This is a genomic window from Jatrophihabitans sp. (assembly GCF_035474675.1).
GTDB lineage: Bacteria > Actinomycetota > Actinomycetes > Mycobacteriales > Jatrophihabitantaceae > Jatrophihabitans_A.
The window spans coordinates 1-14481 of sequence record NZ_DATINC010000135.1; the positions used below are offsets into that span (position 1 = coordinate 1).

Genomic DNA, 14481 nt, shown 5'->3' on the forward strand with positions numbered 1-14481 from the left:
CTCCTCCATCCGCAGCAGCTTGGCGGTCTCGCCCTCCATCAGCCGGCCGGCCGGAATGCCGGTCCAGGCGCTGACCACCTCGGCGATGTCGTCGGCGGTGACCTCCTCCTTGACCATCACGTCGGCCGGCTGCTCGGCGGCAGCCGCTTGAGCCAGCTCCTTCTCGGTCTGCGGGATCTCGCCGTACATCAGTCGGGACGCGGTCTCGAAGTCGCCCTCGCGCTGGGCCCGCTCGGCGTGGGTCCGCAGCTCGTCCAGCTTCTCCTTCAGCTCACCCACCCGGTTGAGCCCGGACTTCTCCCGCTCCCAGCGGGCGTTGAGCGCGTCCAGCGCCTCGGTGCGGTCGGCGAGCTCGGCGCGCAGCGCCTCCAGCCGGGCCACCGAGGCCGGGTCGGTTTCCTTCGACAGTGCGAGCTCCTCCATCTTCAACCGGTCGACCGAGCGCTGCAGCTCGTCGATCTCGACCGGGCGGGAGTCGATCTCCATCCGCAGCCGGGACGCCGCCTCGTCGATCAGGTCGATCGCCTTGTCGGGCAGGAACCGGGAAGTGATGTAGCGGTCGGACAGGCTGGCGGCCGCCACCAGCGCGCTGTCGGAGATCTGCACCTTGTGGTGCGCCTCGTAGCGGCCGGCCAGGCCCCGGAGGATGCCGATGGTGTCCTCGACGGACGGCTCGCCGACCAGCACCTGCTGGAACCGGCGCTCCAGGGCCGGGTCCTTTTCGATGTGCTCGCGGTACTCGTCCAGCGTGGTGGCACCCACCATGTGCAGCTCGCCGCGGGCCAGCATCGGCTTGAGCATGTTGCCGGCGTCCATCGCGCCCTCGCCGGTGGCACCGGCGCCGACCACGGTGTGCAGCTCGTCGATGAAGGTCAGCACCTGCCCGGCCGAGTCCTTAATCTCGGTCAGCACCGCCTTCAGCCGCTCCTCGAACTCGCCGCGGTACTTGGCACCGGCCACCATCGCGCCGAGGTCGAGTGAGACCAGTCGCTTGCCCTGCAGGGACTCCGGCACGTCGCCGGCGACGATCCGCTGGGCCAGCCCCTCGACGACGGCGGTCTTGCCGACGCCGGGCTCGCCGATCAGCACCGGGTTGTTCTTGGTGCGCCGGGACAGCACCTGGATGACCCGGCGGATCTCGGAGTCCCGGCCGATCACCGGGTCCAGCTTGCCCTCGCGGGCGGCGGCGGTCAGGTCGACGCCGTACTTCTCCAGCGCCTGGTAGGTGCCTTCCGGATCCGGGCTGGTGACCCGGGTAGAGCCGCGCACCTGGCTCAGGGCGGCACGCAGCGCGGTGGGGTTGGCGCCGAGCCGGGTCAGCACGCCGGCCACCTCGGACGGCACCTCGGACAAGGCGATCAGCAGGTGCTCGCCGGAGACGTACTCGTCGGTGGCGTCCTTGGCGATCCGCTCCGCGGCGGCCAGCACGTTGAGCAGGTTGCGCGAGGTCTGCGGGGCGGACACGGTGGAGCCGGCGGCCGCGGGCAGCGCGTTCACCAGGGACGCGATCTCGCGGCCGAGCGCGGCCGGGTCGACGCCGACCGCCTGCACCATCGGCCGCGCCAGGCCCTGCTCGTCGCTGAGCAGGGCGGCCGCGAGGTGGGCGGGCTCGACGGCCGGGTTGCCCTTCTCGGCGGCTGTCCGCACGGCGGCAGACACCGCCTGCTGGCTTCGGGTGGTCAGGTCCATAGCTGTCTCTACCTCTTGTTGCGTACTCGACTGGATGGTTCTTTACCGGCTGACCGGTTACTACTGGATTCAACGCCGGACAAGTTGAGCCTGTTCCGCTCAACTTTATCTCATAGCCGGCAGCTGCGTTCCCGTCCGGTCACAATCAGCGCCGGCTACCTGCGCCGGGAAACCCTGCCTGATCTGATCCAGAGGTCGACCCAACCGAACGTGCCGCGTTTGGGTAGAGGTGGGTATGCACGTTCTGCCAGAACCGTTGCCGGTGGGTGACCCGGCCAGTCCGGCATCGGGCGAGCAGGACTTCGGCACCTGGGTCAGGCCGCATTGGGCCGCCATGTCCGCCCTGGCCCGCCGGCTGGCGGGTGTCTCCGACTGGGAGGACGTGCTGCAGGAATCGCTGAGTGCGGCCTGGCGCAAGCGTGCCCAGTTCGACCCGCACCGCGGCACGCCTCGCAACTGGCTGCTGGCGATCACCGCCGACCAGGCGCACAAGAACCGCCGGCGGCGGCGGGCGGCGCCGCTGGACGGTGTCGAGCATGCCATTCCGGGCAACGACGCGGCGCTCAGCCTCGATCTGGAGCGGGCGATCGCCCTGCTTGCGCCGCGGCAGCGCCTGGCCGTCACGCTGCGGTACTTCCTCGGCCTGCCGGTGGCGGACGTCGCCACGGTGATGGGCTGCGCCGAGGGCACCGCGAAATCGACGCTTGCCGACGCGCGCGACCGGATCCGCTCGCTACTCGGAGAGGACTACCGATGAGCCTCGACCCAGATCCCACCGACCAGCTGTTGGACCGGCACGGTAGGCACTGGCGCACCGCGTTCGTCCCACCGCCGATGGAAGGCATGCTGGCCGTAGCCACCGCTCAGACCCAGCACCGTAGCCGTTGGCTGTGGCCGTTGGCCGCCGCCGTCGCGCTGCTGGTGATTCCGCTGGTGACTGTGGTGGGGGTCTCCGGCTCGCACCAGTCGGCCACCTCCCCGACCCCCGACCCGGCCGGCTTCCTGGGCGATATCGCCTGGTTCGGCGCCGTCCTGCAGGCCGACCACCGGACGCTGTCCGTCGCCGTCTACCCCGACCGGCAGAGCTACTGCCCCGGCAGTCAGCTGCCCGACCTGCACGCGGTGGTGTCAGAAACCGCGACCACGGTGAGCATCCGGGCCCAGGCCTTCCGGGCCAGCTCCCCTTCGCCGACGCCGAGTGCGCCCGCCGGCGCCGCACCTGTCTGCTCGGACCTCGGCCCGATGCCGATGGCGCTGACTGTTGAACTACGGCAGCCGCTCGGCAGCCGCTCCCTCCTCGACGCCACGACGGGCACCCGCCATCTGGTATTCGAGGCCAGCACCCTGCTGACGCCGTCCTGGCTACCTGCCGGCTATGTCGACCGGATCATCCGGTGGGAACGTGAACCCCATGATGATGTGGTGGTGCACGAATACCACGGCCCCGGAAAGGACCAGCTCTTTGTGGCCCGCGGCCCGAATCCTCCGGCTCCGGCTCTGGCCGGTGAGACGGTGCTCGCCACCGGAACGGTGCTCGGGCATCCGGCGAAGGTGACCAGGTATCCCGCCACACCCACTACGACCTGCGCGTTCTGGACCGACTCCGGATATTCGTGGTCGATCTGCTCGTGGGGGCCCGATCCTCGGCATTCGCCCCTCGACGCCGAGGAGTTGCTGCGGATCGGCAACAGCATGCGCTAGCCGATGCGGGCCCCACCTCGGCCCTCCGGCAGCGGGTACCCAGGCGGGCGGCGAGCTGCGACAATCCGGGCATCCCCTTGGAGAGAGGCAGGAATCCCGCCATGCCGCAGCTATCCCGACTCGCCGGCCTCGCCGCCGCCACCGCCCTGCTCGTCACCCTCGTGCCCGCGACCGCACAGGCGGTTGCCGACGCCACGCCGAGCGGCCCCACCTCAGGGCCGTGCCAGTACACGCCCACCCCGGACGACCCGGCGGTGCGGCCGGTGTCGCTGCCACCGGACCCCGCGAACACCCCCGACCACGGCAAGGTGCTGGTCACCCTGGCCACCAACCGTGGCCCGATCCCGATGCTGCTGGATCGGGCCGAGGCGCCGTGCACGGTGCAGAGCTTCCTGCACCTGCTCACGTCCGGGTTCTACGACGACACCATCTGCCACCGGCTGACCACCTACCCGACCCTGTCGGTACTGCAGTGCGGCGACCCGAGCGGCACCGGCGAGGGCGGCCCCGGCTACCGGTACGCCGACGAGCTGCCGACCGACCTGCCGGTCTGGCCGGGCGACCCGGCCGACAGCCTGCGGAAGGTCTACGCCCGCGGCACGCTGGCGATGGCCAACGCCGGCCCAGACACCAACGGCAGCCAGTTCTTCCTGGTCTACAAGGACTCGCGGCTGCGGGCCAACTACACCATCTTCGGCCGGATCCTGCCCGTCGGGCTGCGGACCCTGGACCTGATCGCGGCGGGCGGCGTCGATCCGGCCGATCCTGGCGCACCGCTGGACGGGATGCCGGCGCTGAGCACCCACATCCTCGTCGGCTACACCCGCCCGTCGATCGGCTGAAGCCGGCTCGTCCAGCTCGGCAGCCCGGCACTAGGCGCAGTTGTTGACCTGGCCCGCAGCGTGCCCTGATCCGAACAGGCGGCCGGACGGTGGGTCCGCCGCAGCGGGGAACGGCACCATCCAGCGCCGCCGGGGAACTAGCTCCGTGGCCGCCACAGCACCAGCGCGGTGCCCGGGTCGGAGAACGGCCGGCCCATCGGGACCGAGACGATGTCGCCGGCCGGCCCGGCCGCGAACAGCCGGCGCCGCAGGGTGGCGGCCGGCCGGCCGGCCCGGCGGCGGTCCTCCTCCACCTGGGCCAGCCGGCTGCGCAGCTCGTGCACCTCGTTCTCCAGCTCGAGGATGCGCTTGATGCCGGCCAGGTTCACGCCCTCCTCCTGCGAGAGCCGCTGCACCTCGCGCAGCTGCTCGATGTCGCGGGCGGAGTACCGGCGGCCCCGGCCGGGCGTCCGGTGCGGTGACACCAGGCCCAGCCGGTCGTACTGCCGCAGCGTCTGCGGGTGCATCCCGGCGAGCTCGGCGGCCACTGAGATCACGAAGACGGCGGCCGAGTCCGGAAAGCGCGGGGTGCTCATGCCGACCGCGCCTGCGCCATCAGCCCGGCCCGCGGGTCGTCACCGGCGGTGGCCGCGGCATAGGCCTCGACCGCCTCCCGGGCGGCACCGTCCAGCTTCTGCGGAACGGCCACCGAGACGTTAACCAGCAGGTCCCCGGCGGTGCCGTCCTTGCGGGTGACCCCCTTGCCCTTGACCCGCAGCACCCGGCCGGACGGGGTGCCCGGCGGCAGCTTCACGGTGACGGTGGCACCGTCGAAGGTGGGCACCGCGATCTGGGCGCCCAGCGCCGCCTCGGCGAAGGTCACCGGGACCGTCACGGTCAGGTCGTCGCCAGACCGGCCGAACAGCGGGTGCGGCTCGACGGTCACGGTCAGGATCAGGTCGCCGTTGCCGCCCGGCCCGGCATTGCCCTTGCCACGCAGTCGGATCTTCTGGCCGTCCTTTACCCCGGCCGGCACCCGGGTGGTGACGGTGGAGCCGTCGGCGCGCCGCAGGCTCACCGTGTCGCCCTCGACGGCCTGCCGGAAGGTCAGCGTGGTGGTGGCCTCGACGTCGCTGCCGGTGCGCCGCGGCGCCTGTCCGAACCCGCCGGCGCCGCCGGTGCCGGCAAACATGCCGCCCAGCAGGTCCTCGATGTTGATGCTGCTGGTGCCGGCGCCGGCGGTGCGTCCGGACTGCCGGCTGAAGAAGCCGGAGAACACGTCGTCGGAGAAGCCGCCGGTCGGCCCGCTGCCCGCGGTGAAGCGGGCCCGGCCGCCGGCCATCGCCCGGACCGCGTCGTACTCTTTGCGCTGGGTGGGATCGGACAGCACCGAGTACGCCTCGCTGACCTCCTTGAACCGTGCCTCGGCCCGCGCGTCGCCCGGGTTCTTGTCCGGGTGCAGGTCCTTGGCCAGCTTGCGGTAGGCCTTCTTGATCTCGGAGTCCGACGCGTCGGAGGCGACGCCCAGGGACTTGTAGAAGTCCCGGTCGAACCAGTCCTGGTTGGCCATGACGTCATCCCTCCTTCACTGCTGTTGCTTTTCCTGCTGGTACCCACATGGCTTTCGTGGTCCCGTTCGTAGGAGATGGTGCTCCGTTGGTGCGGGTATGCGCTGCTGATTGCCGGCGCTCGGCGCCGGCAGGCCCGGCTACCGGGGGTCGGCGACCGACACCCGCGCCGGACGCAGCACCCGGTCCCCGATCCGGTAGCCCGGTTGCAGCACGCCGACCACGGTGGTCACCTCGGTGCCCTCGGCGAGCTCCTCCTCGACGTGCATCAGCGCGTCGTGCACCGCCGGGTCGAAGGCGGCACCCGGTTCGCCGAAGCGCTGCACCCCGTACTTGGCCAGGGTCGCCTCCAGCTTATCGGCGATGCCGGCCAGCGGGCCGGCCTCCAGGTCGCCGTGCTGGCGGGCCAGGTGGATGTCGTCCAGCACCGGCAGCAGCGACTCGATGACCGAGGCGATCGCCTGGTCCCGGGCGGTGGCCCGGTCCCGGTCGACCCGCTTGCGGTAGTTGGCGTACTCGGCCTGCAGTCGCTGCAGGTCGGCCAGCCGCTCGGCGGCCAACTGCTCGGACGCCTGCTGTTGCGCGCGGAACTCCTCCGCGGTCAGGCCACCCGCCGGCGGGGCCAGCTCGTCGGCCACGCCGGTTCCGAGTTCGGGCTCCGCCGCGGCGGTACCGGCGGGCGGGGCGCTGGCCCCGCCCGCCGACGACACCGGTGAGCCGTCCGGTGCGATCTTTCGCTTGTCGGCGAAGGTGAAGCCGGGAGTGGGCTCACCCGCCCGCTCCTGCGAGGCCGGACTCGGCGGTGTCATGTCAGGCTCCTGCTCGTGCTGTGCGTTGACTGGGTCGAACTCGGTCATGCCGACTAGCTCTGCTCGTCGATGACCTCGGCGTCGACCACGTCGTCGGCGGCACCGTCCGTCGGGCTGCCCTGCGAGGTGGCGCCGTCAGGCGTGGACGAGGCCTGCTGGGAGGCGTAGACCGCGCTGGCGGCCTTGCCGCTGACCTCGTTGAGGGCGGTGGTCTTGGCCTGGATCGTCTCGTTGCTGGCGCTGGCGTCGGCCAGGGTGCTCTTCAGCTCGGCCAGCGCGGACTCCAGCTCGGTCTTGGACTCGGCCGGGATCTTCTCGCCGGAGTCGGCGATGAACTTCTCGGTCTGGTAGACCAGCTGCTCGGCGGAGTTGCGGATCTCGGCGGTCTCGCGGCGGGCCTTGTCCTCGGCGGCGTGCGCCTCGGCGTCGGCCATCATCCGGTCGATCTCGTCCTTGGACAGGCCCGAGCCGCCGGTGATGGTCATGCCCTGCTGGTTGCCCGAGGCCAGGTCCTTGGCCGAGACGTGCACGATGCCATTGGCGTCGATGTCGAAGGTCACCTCGACCTGCGGGACGCCGCGCGGCGCCGGCGGGATGCCGGTCAGCTCGAAGACGCCGAGCTTCTTGTTGTAGGCCGCGATCTCCCGCTCGCCCTGGTAGACCTGGATCTGCACGCTGGACTGGTTGTCGTCAGCGGTGGTGAAGATCTCCGAGCGCTTGGTCGGGATGGTGGTGTTGCGCTCGATCAGCTTGGTCATGATGCCGCCCTTGACCTCGATGCCCAGCGACAGCGGGGTCACGTCCAGCAGCAGGACGTCCTTGACCTCACCCTTGAGCACGCCGGCCTGCAGGGCCGCTCCCACTGCCACGACCTCGTCCGGGTTGACGCCCTTGTTCGGCTCCTTGCCGCCGGTCAGCTGCTTGACCAGGTCGACCACGGCCGGCATCCGGGTGGAACCACCCACCAGCACCACGTGGTCGATCGCGTCGAGGGAGATGCCGGCGTCCCGGATAACGTTCTGGAACGGCACCTTGGTGCGCTCCAGCAGGTCGGCGGTGATCCGCTGGAACTCTGCGCGGCTGAGCTGCTCGTCCAGGAACAGCGGGTTCTTCTCCGCGTCCACGGTGATGTAGGGCAGGTTGATCGAGGTCTGCTGGGAGGCGGACAGCTCGATCTTGGCCTTCTCGGCGGCCTCGCGCAGCCGCTGCATGGCCATCTTGTCCTTGGTCAGGTCGATGCCGTGCGCGGCCTTGAACTTGTCGACCAGCCAGTCGATGACCTTCTGGTCCCAGTCGTCGCCGCCGAGGTGGTTGTCACCGTTGGTGGCCTTGACCTCGATGACGCCGTCGCCGATCTCCAGCAGCGAGACGTCGAAGGTGCCGCCACCGAGGTCGAAGACCAGGATGGTCTGCTCCTTCTCGCCCTTGTCCAGGCCGTAGGCCAGGGCCGCCGCGGTCGGCTCGTTGACGATCCGGAGCACGTTCATGCCGGCGATCTGGCCGGCCTCCTTGGTGGCCTGCCGCTGGGCGTCGTTGAAGTAGGCCGGCACGGTGATGACGGCGTCGGTGATGGTCTCGCCCAGGTAGGCCTCGGCGTCGCGCTTGAGCTTCTGCAGGACGCGGGCGCTGATCTCCTGCGCGGTGTACTTCTTGTCGTCGATGGCGATGGACCAGTCGGTGCCCATGTGCCGCTTGACCGACCGGATGGTCCGGTCGACGTTGGTGACGGCCTGGCGCTTGGCGACCTCGCCGACCAGGACCTCTCCGTTCTTGGCGAAGGCGACGACGGACGGGGTGGTCCGCGAGCCCTCTGCGTTTGCGATGACCTCCGGCTCGCCACCGGTCAGGACGGCGACAACGGAGTTGGTGGTGCCGAGATCGATTCCGACCGCGCGTGCCATGTGAACTCCTCTGGTGCTGTGAATGTGTAGCTGCTCTGTTCGCTGGTGTGCTGGTTGCGTACCTCGTGGTGCTGCTCGGGCCGATCGCTCGGCACTCCGCATCGTGCTATCTGCATCCAGCCTCTGTCAAAAGAACTGAGCCGAGTACGCTCAAGTTCCCTCGCTGATTGTTGCCTGCGTCACAACCTTGGGTACCTGGAGGCCTGCGTCAGGCCTGTGGATAACTCAACGCACGCTCGCCGCGGAATGCCTAGGGTCGGGCCGCATGCGGACGGACGGCAGCTGGCGCGGTGGGTGGCATGGCGACTGAGCGGTTCCTGTTGCCTGCCGACCCGCGGCTCGCGGCGCGGCTCTGCCTCGACCAGCGGATGCCCGCCGGGGATCCGGTGCGGCTCCGGCTGGCCGCCCGCCGCGCCGGCAGCACCGCCGAGGACCTGCGCCGGACCTCCGCCGTCCTGCTGGCCACCGTCGACAGCACCCTGTGGAGCGGGCCCGCCCACCAGGCCTTCGCCGAGCAGATCCGCACGCACACCCCGTTGCTGTCGGCCACCGCCGAGCGCTACGAGCACTACGCCGGCCTGCTCGGCACGTACGCGGCGGCGCTGGAGGAGACCGCGCCCCGGCTCACCGCCACCCGCAGCCGGCTGCAGCAGCGGTGGGAGGAGCTGGCGGCGCACGGACTCTCCCGGGAACTGGCCTCCCCGGCGGGGCTCGGCTCGTCGCTGGGCGGCCCGCAGCCGGACGCCGCCGCGGAGTTGCTGCCGCTCGCCCGCGACTTCAAGGCCTGCTACGACCGGTGGGCCGATGCCCTGGACCGCTGCCTGCTGGCGCTGCGGCAGGCCGGCGAGGCCGACCCGACCCGGGACCGGCACGGCTTGCGGGCCTTCGGGCAGCACCTGGCTGACGCTGCCCACCAGCAGTTGAGCTCGTTCGAGCGGGCGGTGCTGCATCCGTCGCTGCGCAACCTGTCGGACTGCCTAGGCACGCTCAACGCCGACCTGTCCGTGCTGGGGCTGGGGCTGCTGTTGATCTGCCCACCGGCCGCGACGGCCTGCCTGGTTGCCGCCACGGTGCTGGCGGCCGCCCGGCTGGCGGTGGACGCGACCCGGCGCGCGCAGGGCGAGCAGGTCAGCAACACCGGGCTGGCCATGGAGCTGGCCGCGGCGATCCCGGTCGGTGGCGGCGCCGTGCGTTCCCTCCGGGCCGCCGACGACGTCGTCCACCTGGTGCCGGGCGGCGGCCTGCTGGCTCACGAGGGAGTCGAGAACGGCCACACCCTCGCCAAGCACGTCGGCAAGAGCCCGGAGTTCCTGCGCCACCGGCTGGCCACCGAGCCGAATATCTCCGGTGCCTCGACTTTCTTCGACCGCGAAGTCGCCGAACGTGCCATCTCGGCCGTACTCCACGACAATCGAGGGAAGGTCGCCACCTGGCTGGCGACTTCCAAGAGAGAACTCATCCTCACCGGCCGCATGAAGAGGCCTGTTGGCATCGTGATCTCGGAGGATTCGATCGGCCCTCAGGACGGCAGAGGCATACGATTGCTGATCAGACGGAGCCCAGCGCTGGGGATAGGGTTCCGCATCCATACGGCGATGGTGACCATTGACTGAATTTGAAGCGCTAGAGACGTTGCTGGGCGGCTACTTGCACGAGGATTGGGCCGACGACTATGCAACGGCCCGAGATGCCATTGACGAGTTCGCACATGCTGAACCAGACCACGCGCCTGCTATACGGTCCGAGGTAAACGAGGTAATCAGGCGATTCAGCTCGGATGCGGAACTGAAGGTGCAGCTGCGCAGGCTAGGCCTGATGTACCGGATTCAGTTCGATGGCTGGACGTCGCACCGTGACTGGTTGCTGGCGGTGGCTGACCGGGTCGAGGAAGTCCTGCGCACCTCGCCGGCCGCCTGAGCCCAGCCACAGGGAGAGCCCCATGCAGATCCAGCTTCGCCACAACCCCTCCTTCACCGTCGCCCGGTGCCTTCTGGCCGGCGGCGAGCCGATGCGGGTCGAGGGCGGCGCGATGATCGCCCACAGCGCCGGCGTCCGCCTGGAGGCCAAGACCGAAGGCGGCCTGCTCAAGGGACTCAAGCGTGCCGCACTCAGCGGCGGCTCGTTCTTCATCACCACCTACACCGCGCCGGCAGAGGGCGGCTGGGTCGACGTGGCCGGCGTGCTGCCCGGCGACGTCACCTACCTGCCGATCATCCCGGACCGGCCCTTCTACATCACCCGGGGCAGCTGGATCGCCAACTCCCACGGCGTCCAGATCGACACCCAGTGGGGCGGCATGGCCAACCTGTTCGGCGGCGAGGGCGGCTTCGGCTTCCGGGCCAGCGGGCACGGCGAGGCGATCGTCAACGTCTACGGCGCCATCGACTACCTCGACCTGCGGCCCGGCGAGGCGGTCACCGTCGACACCGGGCACGTGGTCGCCTACGACCTCGGCATCCAGTTCCGGATGCGCCGGGCGGTGGACGGCCGCAGCATCCAGAGCCTGAAGACCGGCGAGGGCTGGGTGTTCGACTTTGCCGGCCCGGGCCGGGTGCTGCTGCAGACCCGCAACCCGGACGCGTTCGCCCAGTGGGTCTCGTCCATGATCCCGAACAACAACCCGCGCGAGGGCATCGGCGGCGGAGCCGGCGACATCATCGGCGGGCTGTTCCGCGGCTGACCAGCTGCCCCGACCGCAGGCCTGCCGGCCGCCGGAAGAGACCCTGTACCGGACGCGGCCGGTGTGCGACCGTGATCACCGGTCGCCCGCGGCCGAGGCCCCGATGCCGACCCATGGCACCGCCATGCACGGCGGCGCCCATGCCGACCAGGCAAGCGGGAGGGTCCGATGTCCAGCACCGCAGCGAACGTACCGACCAGCGACGACGACACCCGGCTGGCCGCCCTGGGCTACCGGCCGCAGCTGAACCGGGTACTCGGGCTGTTCGCCAACTTCGCCGTCGCGTTCACCTACCTGTCCCCGATGGTGGGGATCTACTCGCTGTTCGTGCTCGGCGTGGGGACCGGCGGGCCGGCGTACGTGTGGCTGACCTGGGTGCCGGTGGCGGGCATGCTGCTGGTGGCGCTGGTCTTCGGCGAGCTGGCCAGCCACTACCCGGTCGCCGGCGCGCTCTACCAGTACAGCAAGTTCTCGGTCGGCCCGCGCTACGGCTGGTTCGTCGGGTGGTTCTACGGCATCGCGCTGCTGATCACGGTGGCCGCGGTGGACACCGGGGTGGTCAGCTATGTCACCGCGCTCGGCCACAACTGGTTCGGCTGGAGCTTCGACCCGACCGACCACCTGACCATCCTGGTCATCACCGTGTGCCTGCTGCTGATCCAGACCACCCTCAACATCACCGGCGCCACCGTGATGGGGCGGGTCGCGCAGTTCGGAGTGTACGTCGAGATCGTCGGCACGCTGGGCATCGCGATCATCCTGGCGATCAACGGCTTCCACCACGGGCCGGGCTTCCTGTTCTCCACCCAGCACGTCCAGGACGCCGCCAGCAACCCGCTCGGCCTGGACTTCGGCGGCCACTGGCTCACCGGCGCCGCGCTGATCGCGGTGCTGGCCCCGGTCTACATCTTCTACGGCTTCGAGTCGGCCGGCGACATCTCCGAGGAGACCAGGGACGCCGGCCGCCAGGTGCCCCGCGCGATGCGCTGGGCGCTGATCTGGGGCGGCGTCAGCTCGTTCATCCTGATCGCCTCGCTGCTGCTGGCGATGCCGTCCGGCAAGAACCCGGTCGGCCAGACCGTCGACGGCGGCGGGGTGCCGTTCATCCTCGGCCAGCTGCCCAGCTGGCTGCAGGACCTGCTGCTCCTGCTGATCATCTTCGCGTTCTTCTCCTGCGGCACCTCGGTGCAGGGCGCCGGCAGCCGGCTGGTCTTCTCCTATGCCCGGGACGGCGCGCTGCCCGGCTCGGCGTTCCTGTCCGCGGTGCACCGCCGGTTCCGCACCCCGGTGAACGCGCTGGTCGTGGGCTCGGTGATCACGGCGCTGTTCGTGCTGCTGGTGTTCGCCTCGCCCGACCATGACGTGAAGTTCGGCTTCGTCACCTACCCGGCCAACACCAACGTGCTGGTGTCGCTGGTGTCCTTCGGCGTCAGCGGCATCTACCTGTCCTTCCTGCTCACCGTGATCGGCGCCATCGTGGCCCGCCGGCGCGGCTGGCTCGCCGAAGGCTCGTTCCGGCTCGGCCGCTGGGCCTGGCCGGTCACCCTGGTGGCGGCCGGCTACCTCGGCCTGATGCTGCTCAACGTGGTGCTGCCCACCGGCCTGAGCAGCCCGCGCGGCTACTTCAACCTGGACTGGATCACCCTGCTGGTCATGCTGGCCGTCACCGCGGTCGGCGTGCTGGTCTTCCTGTTCGCCCGCCCGGCCCGAACGGTCGGCCGGCACCTCGGCGACGCCGACCAGCCGAGCGGCGCCGCCCGGGCCGCCCGGTAGATGTGATCCAGTCCTCCCCCAGGGTTACCGACGGGTAACCCTGGGTATCCTGAGGCCACCTGCCCGACGATCAGAGCTGACCGACGCTGGAGGCCGCAGTGGCACTGCGCATCATCCTCACCCTGCTGATGACCGCGGTCACCGCGGCGATCGCGGGCCGGCGGATCTTCTGGCTGGTGCGGCTGATCCGCTCCGGCACCGCCGCACCCGGGCGCGGCAAGGACGCCCCGGGCCGGGTCGTCAACGACGCCGAGGAGGTGCTGGGCCAGACCCGGCTGCTGAAGTGGTCGGTCCCGGGCCTGGCGCACTTCTTCACCTTCTGGGGCTTCGTCATCCTGAACCTGACGATCCTGGAGGCCTACGGCGCGCTGCTGATCGACCGCGACTTCTCCATCCCGCTGGTCGGCAAGTGGCAGGCGCTCGGCTTCGTCGAGGACCTGATGGCGGTCGCGGTGCTGGCGGGCCTGGCCACCTTCGCGGTGCTGCGGCTGCGCAACGCTCCGCAGCGCAAGCAGCGCGACTCCCGCTTCTACGGCTCGCACACCGGGCCGGCCTGGGTCATCCTCGGCATGATCAGCCTGGTCATCGTCACCCTGCTGCTGCTGCGCGGCGCGCAGCTGAACGCCGGCGAGTTCCCGTACGGCCGGTCGAAGTGGACCTTCGCCTCGTACCTGGTCGCCAAGGCGCTCGGCACCGGCGACTACAACCGCGGCCTGGCCACGCTGTTCCTGCTGCTGCAGGTGGCGGTGGTGCTGGTGTTCCTGATCATCGTCACCTACTCCAAGCACCTGCACATCGCCACCGCCCCGATCAACGTCTACTTCAAGCGACTGCCCAAGGCGCTCGGGGCGCTGCCGCCGGTCACCGACGCCCACGGCAAGACCATCGACTTCATGGACGTGGAGAACCTGTCCGAGGACACCGTGTTCGGCAAGGGCAAGGTCGAGGACTTCAGCTGGAAGGCCTACCTGGACTTCGCGACCTGCACCGAGTGCGGCCGCTGCCAGTCGCAGTGCCCGGCCTGGAACACCGGCAAGCCGCTGTCGCCCAAGCTGGTGATCATGGACCTGCGCGACCACCTGTTCGCCAAGGCCCCGTACCTGATCGGCGGCAAGACGGTGCCGGACGACGCGGTCCCCGACTTCACCACCCCCGCCGCGGAGGGCGGCTCGCACGGCACCCACGTGCCGGAGGCCGGCTACCCCCGGGTGGAGGGCACGAACATCGAGCAGGCCAGCAGGCCGCTGGTCGGCGACCTGGCCTCGCACGGCGTGATCGACCCTGACGTGCTGTGGTCCTGCACCACCTGCGGCGCCTGCGTCGAGCAGTGCCCGGTGGACATCGAGCACATCGACCACATCGTCGACATGCGCCGCTACCAGGTGCTGATCGAGTCCTCGTTCCCGTCCGAGGCCGGCAGCATGCTGCGCAACCTGGAGAACAAGGGCAACCCGTGGGGCCTGCCGGTCCGCAACCGGGAGGAGTGGACCGAGGGGCTGGGCTTCGAGGTTCGCCGGGTATCCCCCGGCCAGCCGCTGC

The 14481-nt window shown here is 70.4% G+C and carries 13 protein-coding genes; 8 read left to right on the plus strand and 5 right to left on the minus strand.

The features are described 5' to 3' along the window. On the minus strand, window positions 1–1689 hold a 1689-nt coding region (locus tag VLJ82_RS15440), incomplete at its 3' end, for an ATP-dependent Clp protease ATP-binding subunit (RefSeq protein ID WP_408664254.1). Between the two features lie 262 nt (window positions 1690–1951). Here VLJ82_RS15440 and VLJ82_RS15445 point away from each other — a divergent pair. From VLJ82_RS15445 to VLJ82_RS15455, 3 genes are all read left to right on the plus strand, one after another. Continuing rightward, the gene (locus VLJ82_RS15445; protein WP_408664255.1) at window positions 1952–2446 is read left to right on the plus strand and encodes an RNA polymerase sigma factor; all 495 of its coding nucleotides are present in this window, start codon (window positions 1952–1954) and stop codon (window positions 2444–2446) included. Window positions 2447–2523: 77 nt separating this feature from the next. Next, window positions 2524–3390: a hypothetical protein gene (locus VLJ82_RS15450; RefSeq protein WP_408664256.1), complete on the plus strand. Its 867-nt coding sequence runs from the start codon at window positions 2524–2526 to the stop codon at window positions 3388–3390. Between the two features lie 101 nt (window positions 3391–3491). Then, on the plus strand, window positions 3492–4232 hold the full coding sequence (locus VLJ82_RS15455) for a peptidylprolyl isomerase (RefSeq protein ID WP_408664257.1): 741 nt from the start codon (window positions 3492–3494) through the stop codon (window positions 4230–4232). A gap of 137 nt (window positions 4233–4369) precedes the next feature. Here the strand turns inward: VLJ82_RS15455 and VLJ82_RS15460 are convergent, their stop codons facing one another. The 4 genes from VLJ82_RS15460 to dnaK all read right to left on the minus strand — a co-directional run bounded on the left by VLJ82_RS15460 (window position 4370) and on the right by dnaK (window position 8489). Next, on the minus strand, window positions 4370–4807 hold the full coding sequence (locus VLJ82_RS15460) for a heat shock protein transcriptional repressor HspR (RefSeq protein ID WP_408664258.1): 438 nt from the start codon (window positions 4805–4807) through the stop codon (window positions 4370–4372). Further along, a complete protein-coding gene (locus VLJ82_RS15465) occupies window positions 4804–5781 on the minus strand; it encodes a DnaJ C-terminal domain-containing protein (RefSeq protein ID WP_408664259.1) in 978 nt (325 codons plus the stop codon). The genes VLJ82_RS15460 and VLJ82_RS15465 overlap by 4 nt, the downstream gene beginning before the upstream one ends. A 138-nt stretch (window positions 5782–5919) precedes the next feature. Beyond that, complete coding sequence (locus VLJ82_RS15470; protein WP_408664260.1) at window positions 5920–6588, minus strand: nucleotide exchange factor GrpE; 669 nt, start codon at window positions 6586–6588, stop codon at window positions 5920–5922. 53 nt (window positions 6589–6641) lie between these two features. Further along, window positions 6642–8489, minus strand: a complete 1848-nt coding sequence (gene dnaK, locus VLJ82_RS15475; protein WP_408664261.1) for a molecular chaperone DnaK — start codon at window positions 8487–8489, stop codon at window positions 6642–6644. 299 nt (window positions 8490–8788) lie between these two features. Here dnaK and VLJ82_RS15480 point away from each other — a divergent pair, with 299 nt between their 5' ends. The 5 genes from VLJ82_RS15480 to VLJ82_RS15500 all read left to right on the plus strand — a co-directional run. Next, the gene (locus tag VLJ82_RS15480) at window positions 8789–10102 is read left to right on the plus strand and encodes an RNase A-like domain-containing protein (protein WP_408664262.1); all 1314 of its coding nucleotides are present in this window, start codon (window positions 8789–8791) and stop codon (window positions 10100–10102) included. After that, window positions 10095–10406, plus strand: a complete 312-nt coding sequence (locus VLJ82_RS15485; RefSeq protein ID WP_408664263.1) for a contact-dependent growth inhibition system immunity protein — start codon at window positions 10095–10097, stop codon at window positions 10404–10406. Before VLJ82_RS15480 ends, VLJ82_RS15485 begins: the two co-directional genes overlap by 8 nt. Window positions 10407–10428: 22 nt before the next feature. After that, on the plus strand, window positions 10429–11169 hold the full coding sequence (locus VLJ82_RS15490; RefSeq protein ID WP_408664264.1) for a TIGR00266 family protein: 741 nt from the start codon (window positions 10429–10431) through the stop codon (window positions 11167–11169). A 168-nt stretch (window positions 11170–11337) separates the two neighbouring features. Next, window positions 11338–12942: an APC family permease gene (locus VLJ82_RS15495; RefSeq protein ID WP_408664265.1), complete on the plus strand. Its 1605-nt coding sequence runs from the start codon at window positions 11338–11340 to the stop codon at window positions 12940–12942. Window positions 12943–13046: 104 nt separating this feature from the next. After that, window positions 13047–14481, plus strand: a 1435-nt coding sequence (locus VLJ82_RS15500; protein WP_408664266.1) for a 4Fe-4S dicluster domain-containing protein, incomplete at its 3' end; no start/stop codon positions are given.

What these genes read in the sequence shown, in the direction of transcription:
- VLJ82_RS15450 (WP_408664256.1), top strand. Translation starts at nt 2,524, where the DNA reads ATGGAAGGCATGCTGGCCGTAGCCACCGCTCAGACCCAGCACCGTAGC.
- VLJ82_RS15455 (WP_408664257.1), top strand. Translation starts at nt 3,492, where the DNA reads ATGCCGCAGCTATCCCGACTCGCCGGCCTCGCCGCCGCCACCGCCCTG.
- VLJ82_RS15460 (WP_408664258.1), bottom strand. Translation starts at nt 4,807, where the DNA reads ATGAGCACCCCGCGCTTTCCGGACTCGGCCGCCGTCTTCGTGATCTCA.
- VLJ82_RS15465 (WP_408664259.1), bottom strand. Translation starts at nt 5,781, where the DNA reads ATGGCCAACCAGGACTGGTTCGACCGGGACTTCTACAAGTCCCTGGGC.
- VLJ82_RS15470 (WP_408664260.1), bottom strand. Translation starts at nt 6,588, where the DNA reads ATGACACCGCCGAGTCCGGCCTCGCAGGAGCGGGCGGGTGAGCCCACT.
- dnaK (WP_408664261.1), bottom strand. Translation starts at nt 8,489, where the DNA reads ATGGCACGCGCGGTCGGAATCGATCTCGGCACCACCAACTCCGTTGTC.
- VLJ82_RS15480 (WP_408664262.1), top strand. Translation starts at nt 8,789, where the DNA reads ATGGCGACTGAGCGGTTCCTGTTGCCTGCCGACCCGCGGCTCGCGGCG.
- VLJ82_RS15490 (WP_408664264.1), top strand. Translation starts at nt 10,429, where the DNA reads ATGCAGATCCAGCTTCGCCACAACCCCTCCTTCACCGTCGCCCGGTGC.
- VLJ82_RS15495 (WP_408664265.1), top strand. Translation starts at nt 11,338, where the DNA reads ATGTCCAGCACCGCAGCGAACGTACCGACCAGCGACGACGACACCCGG.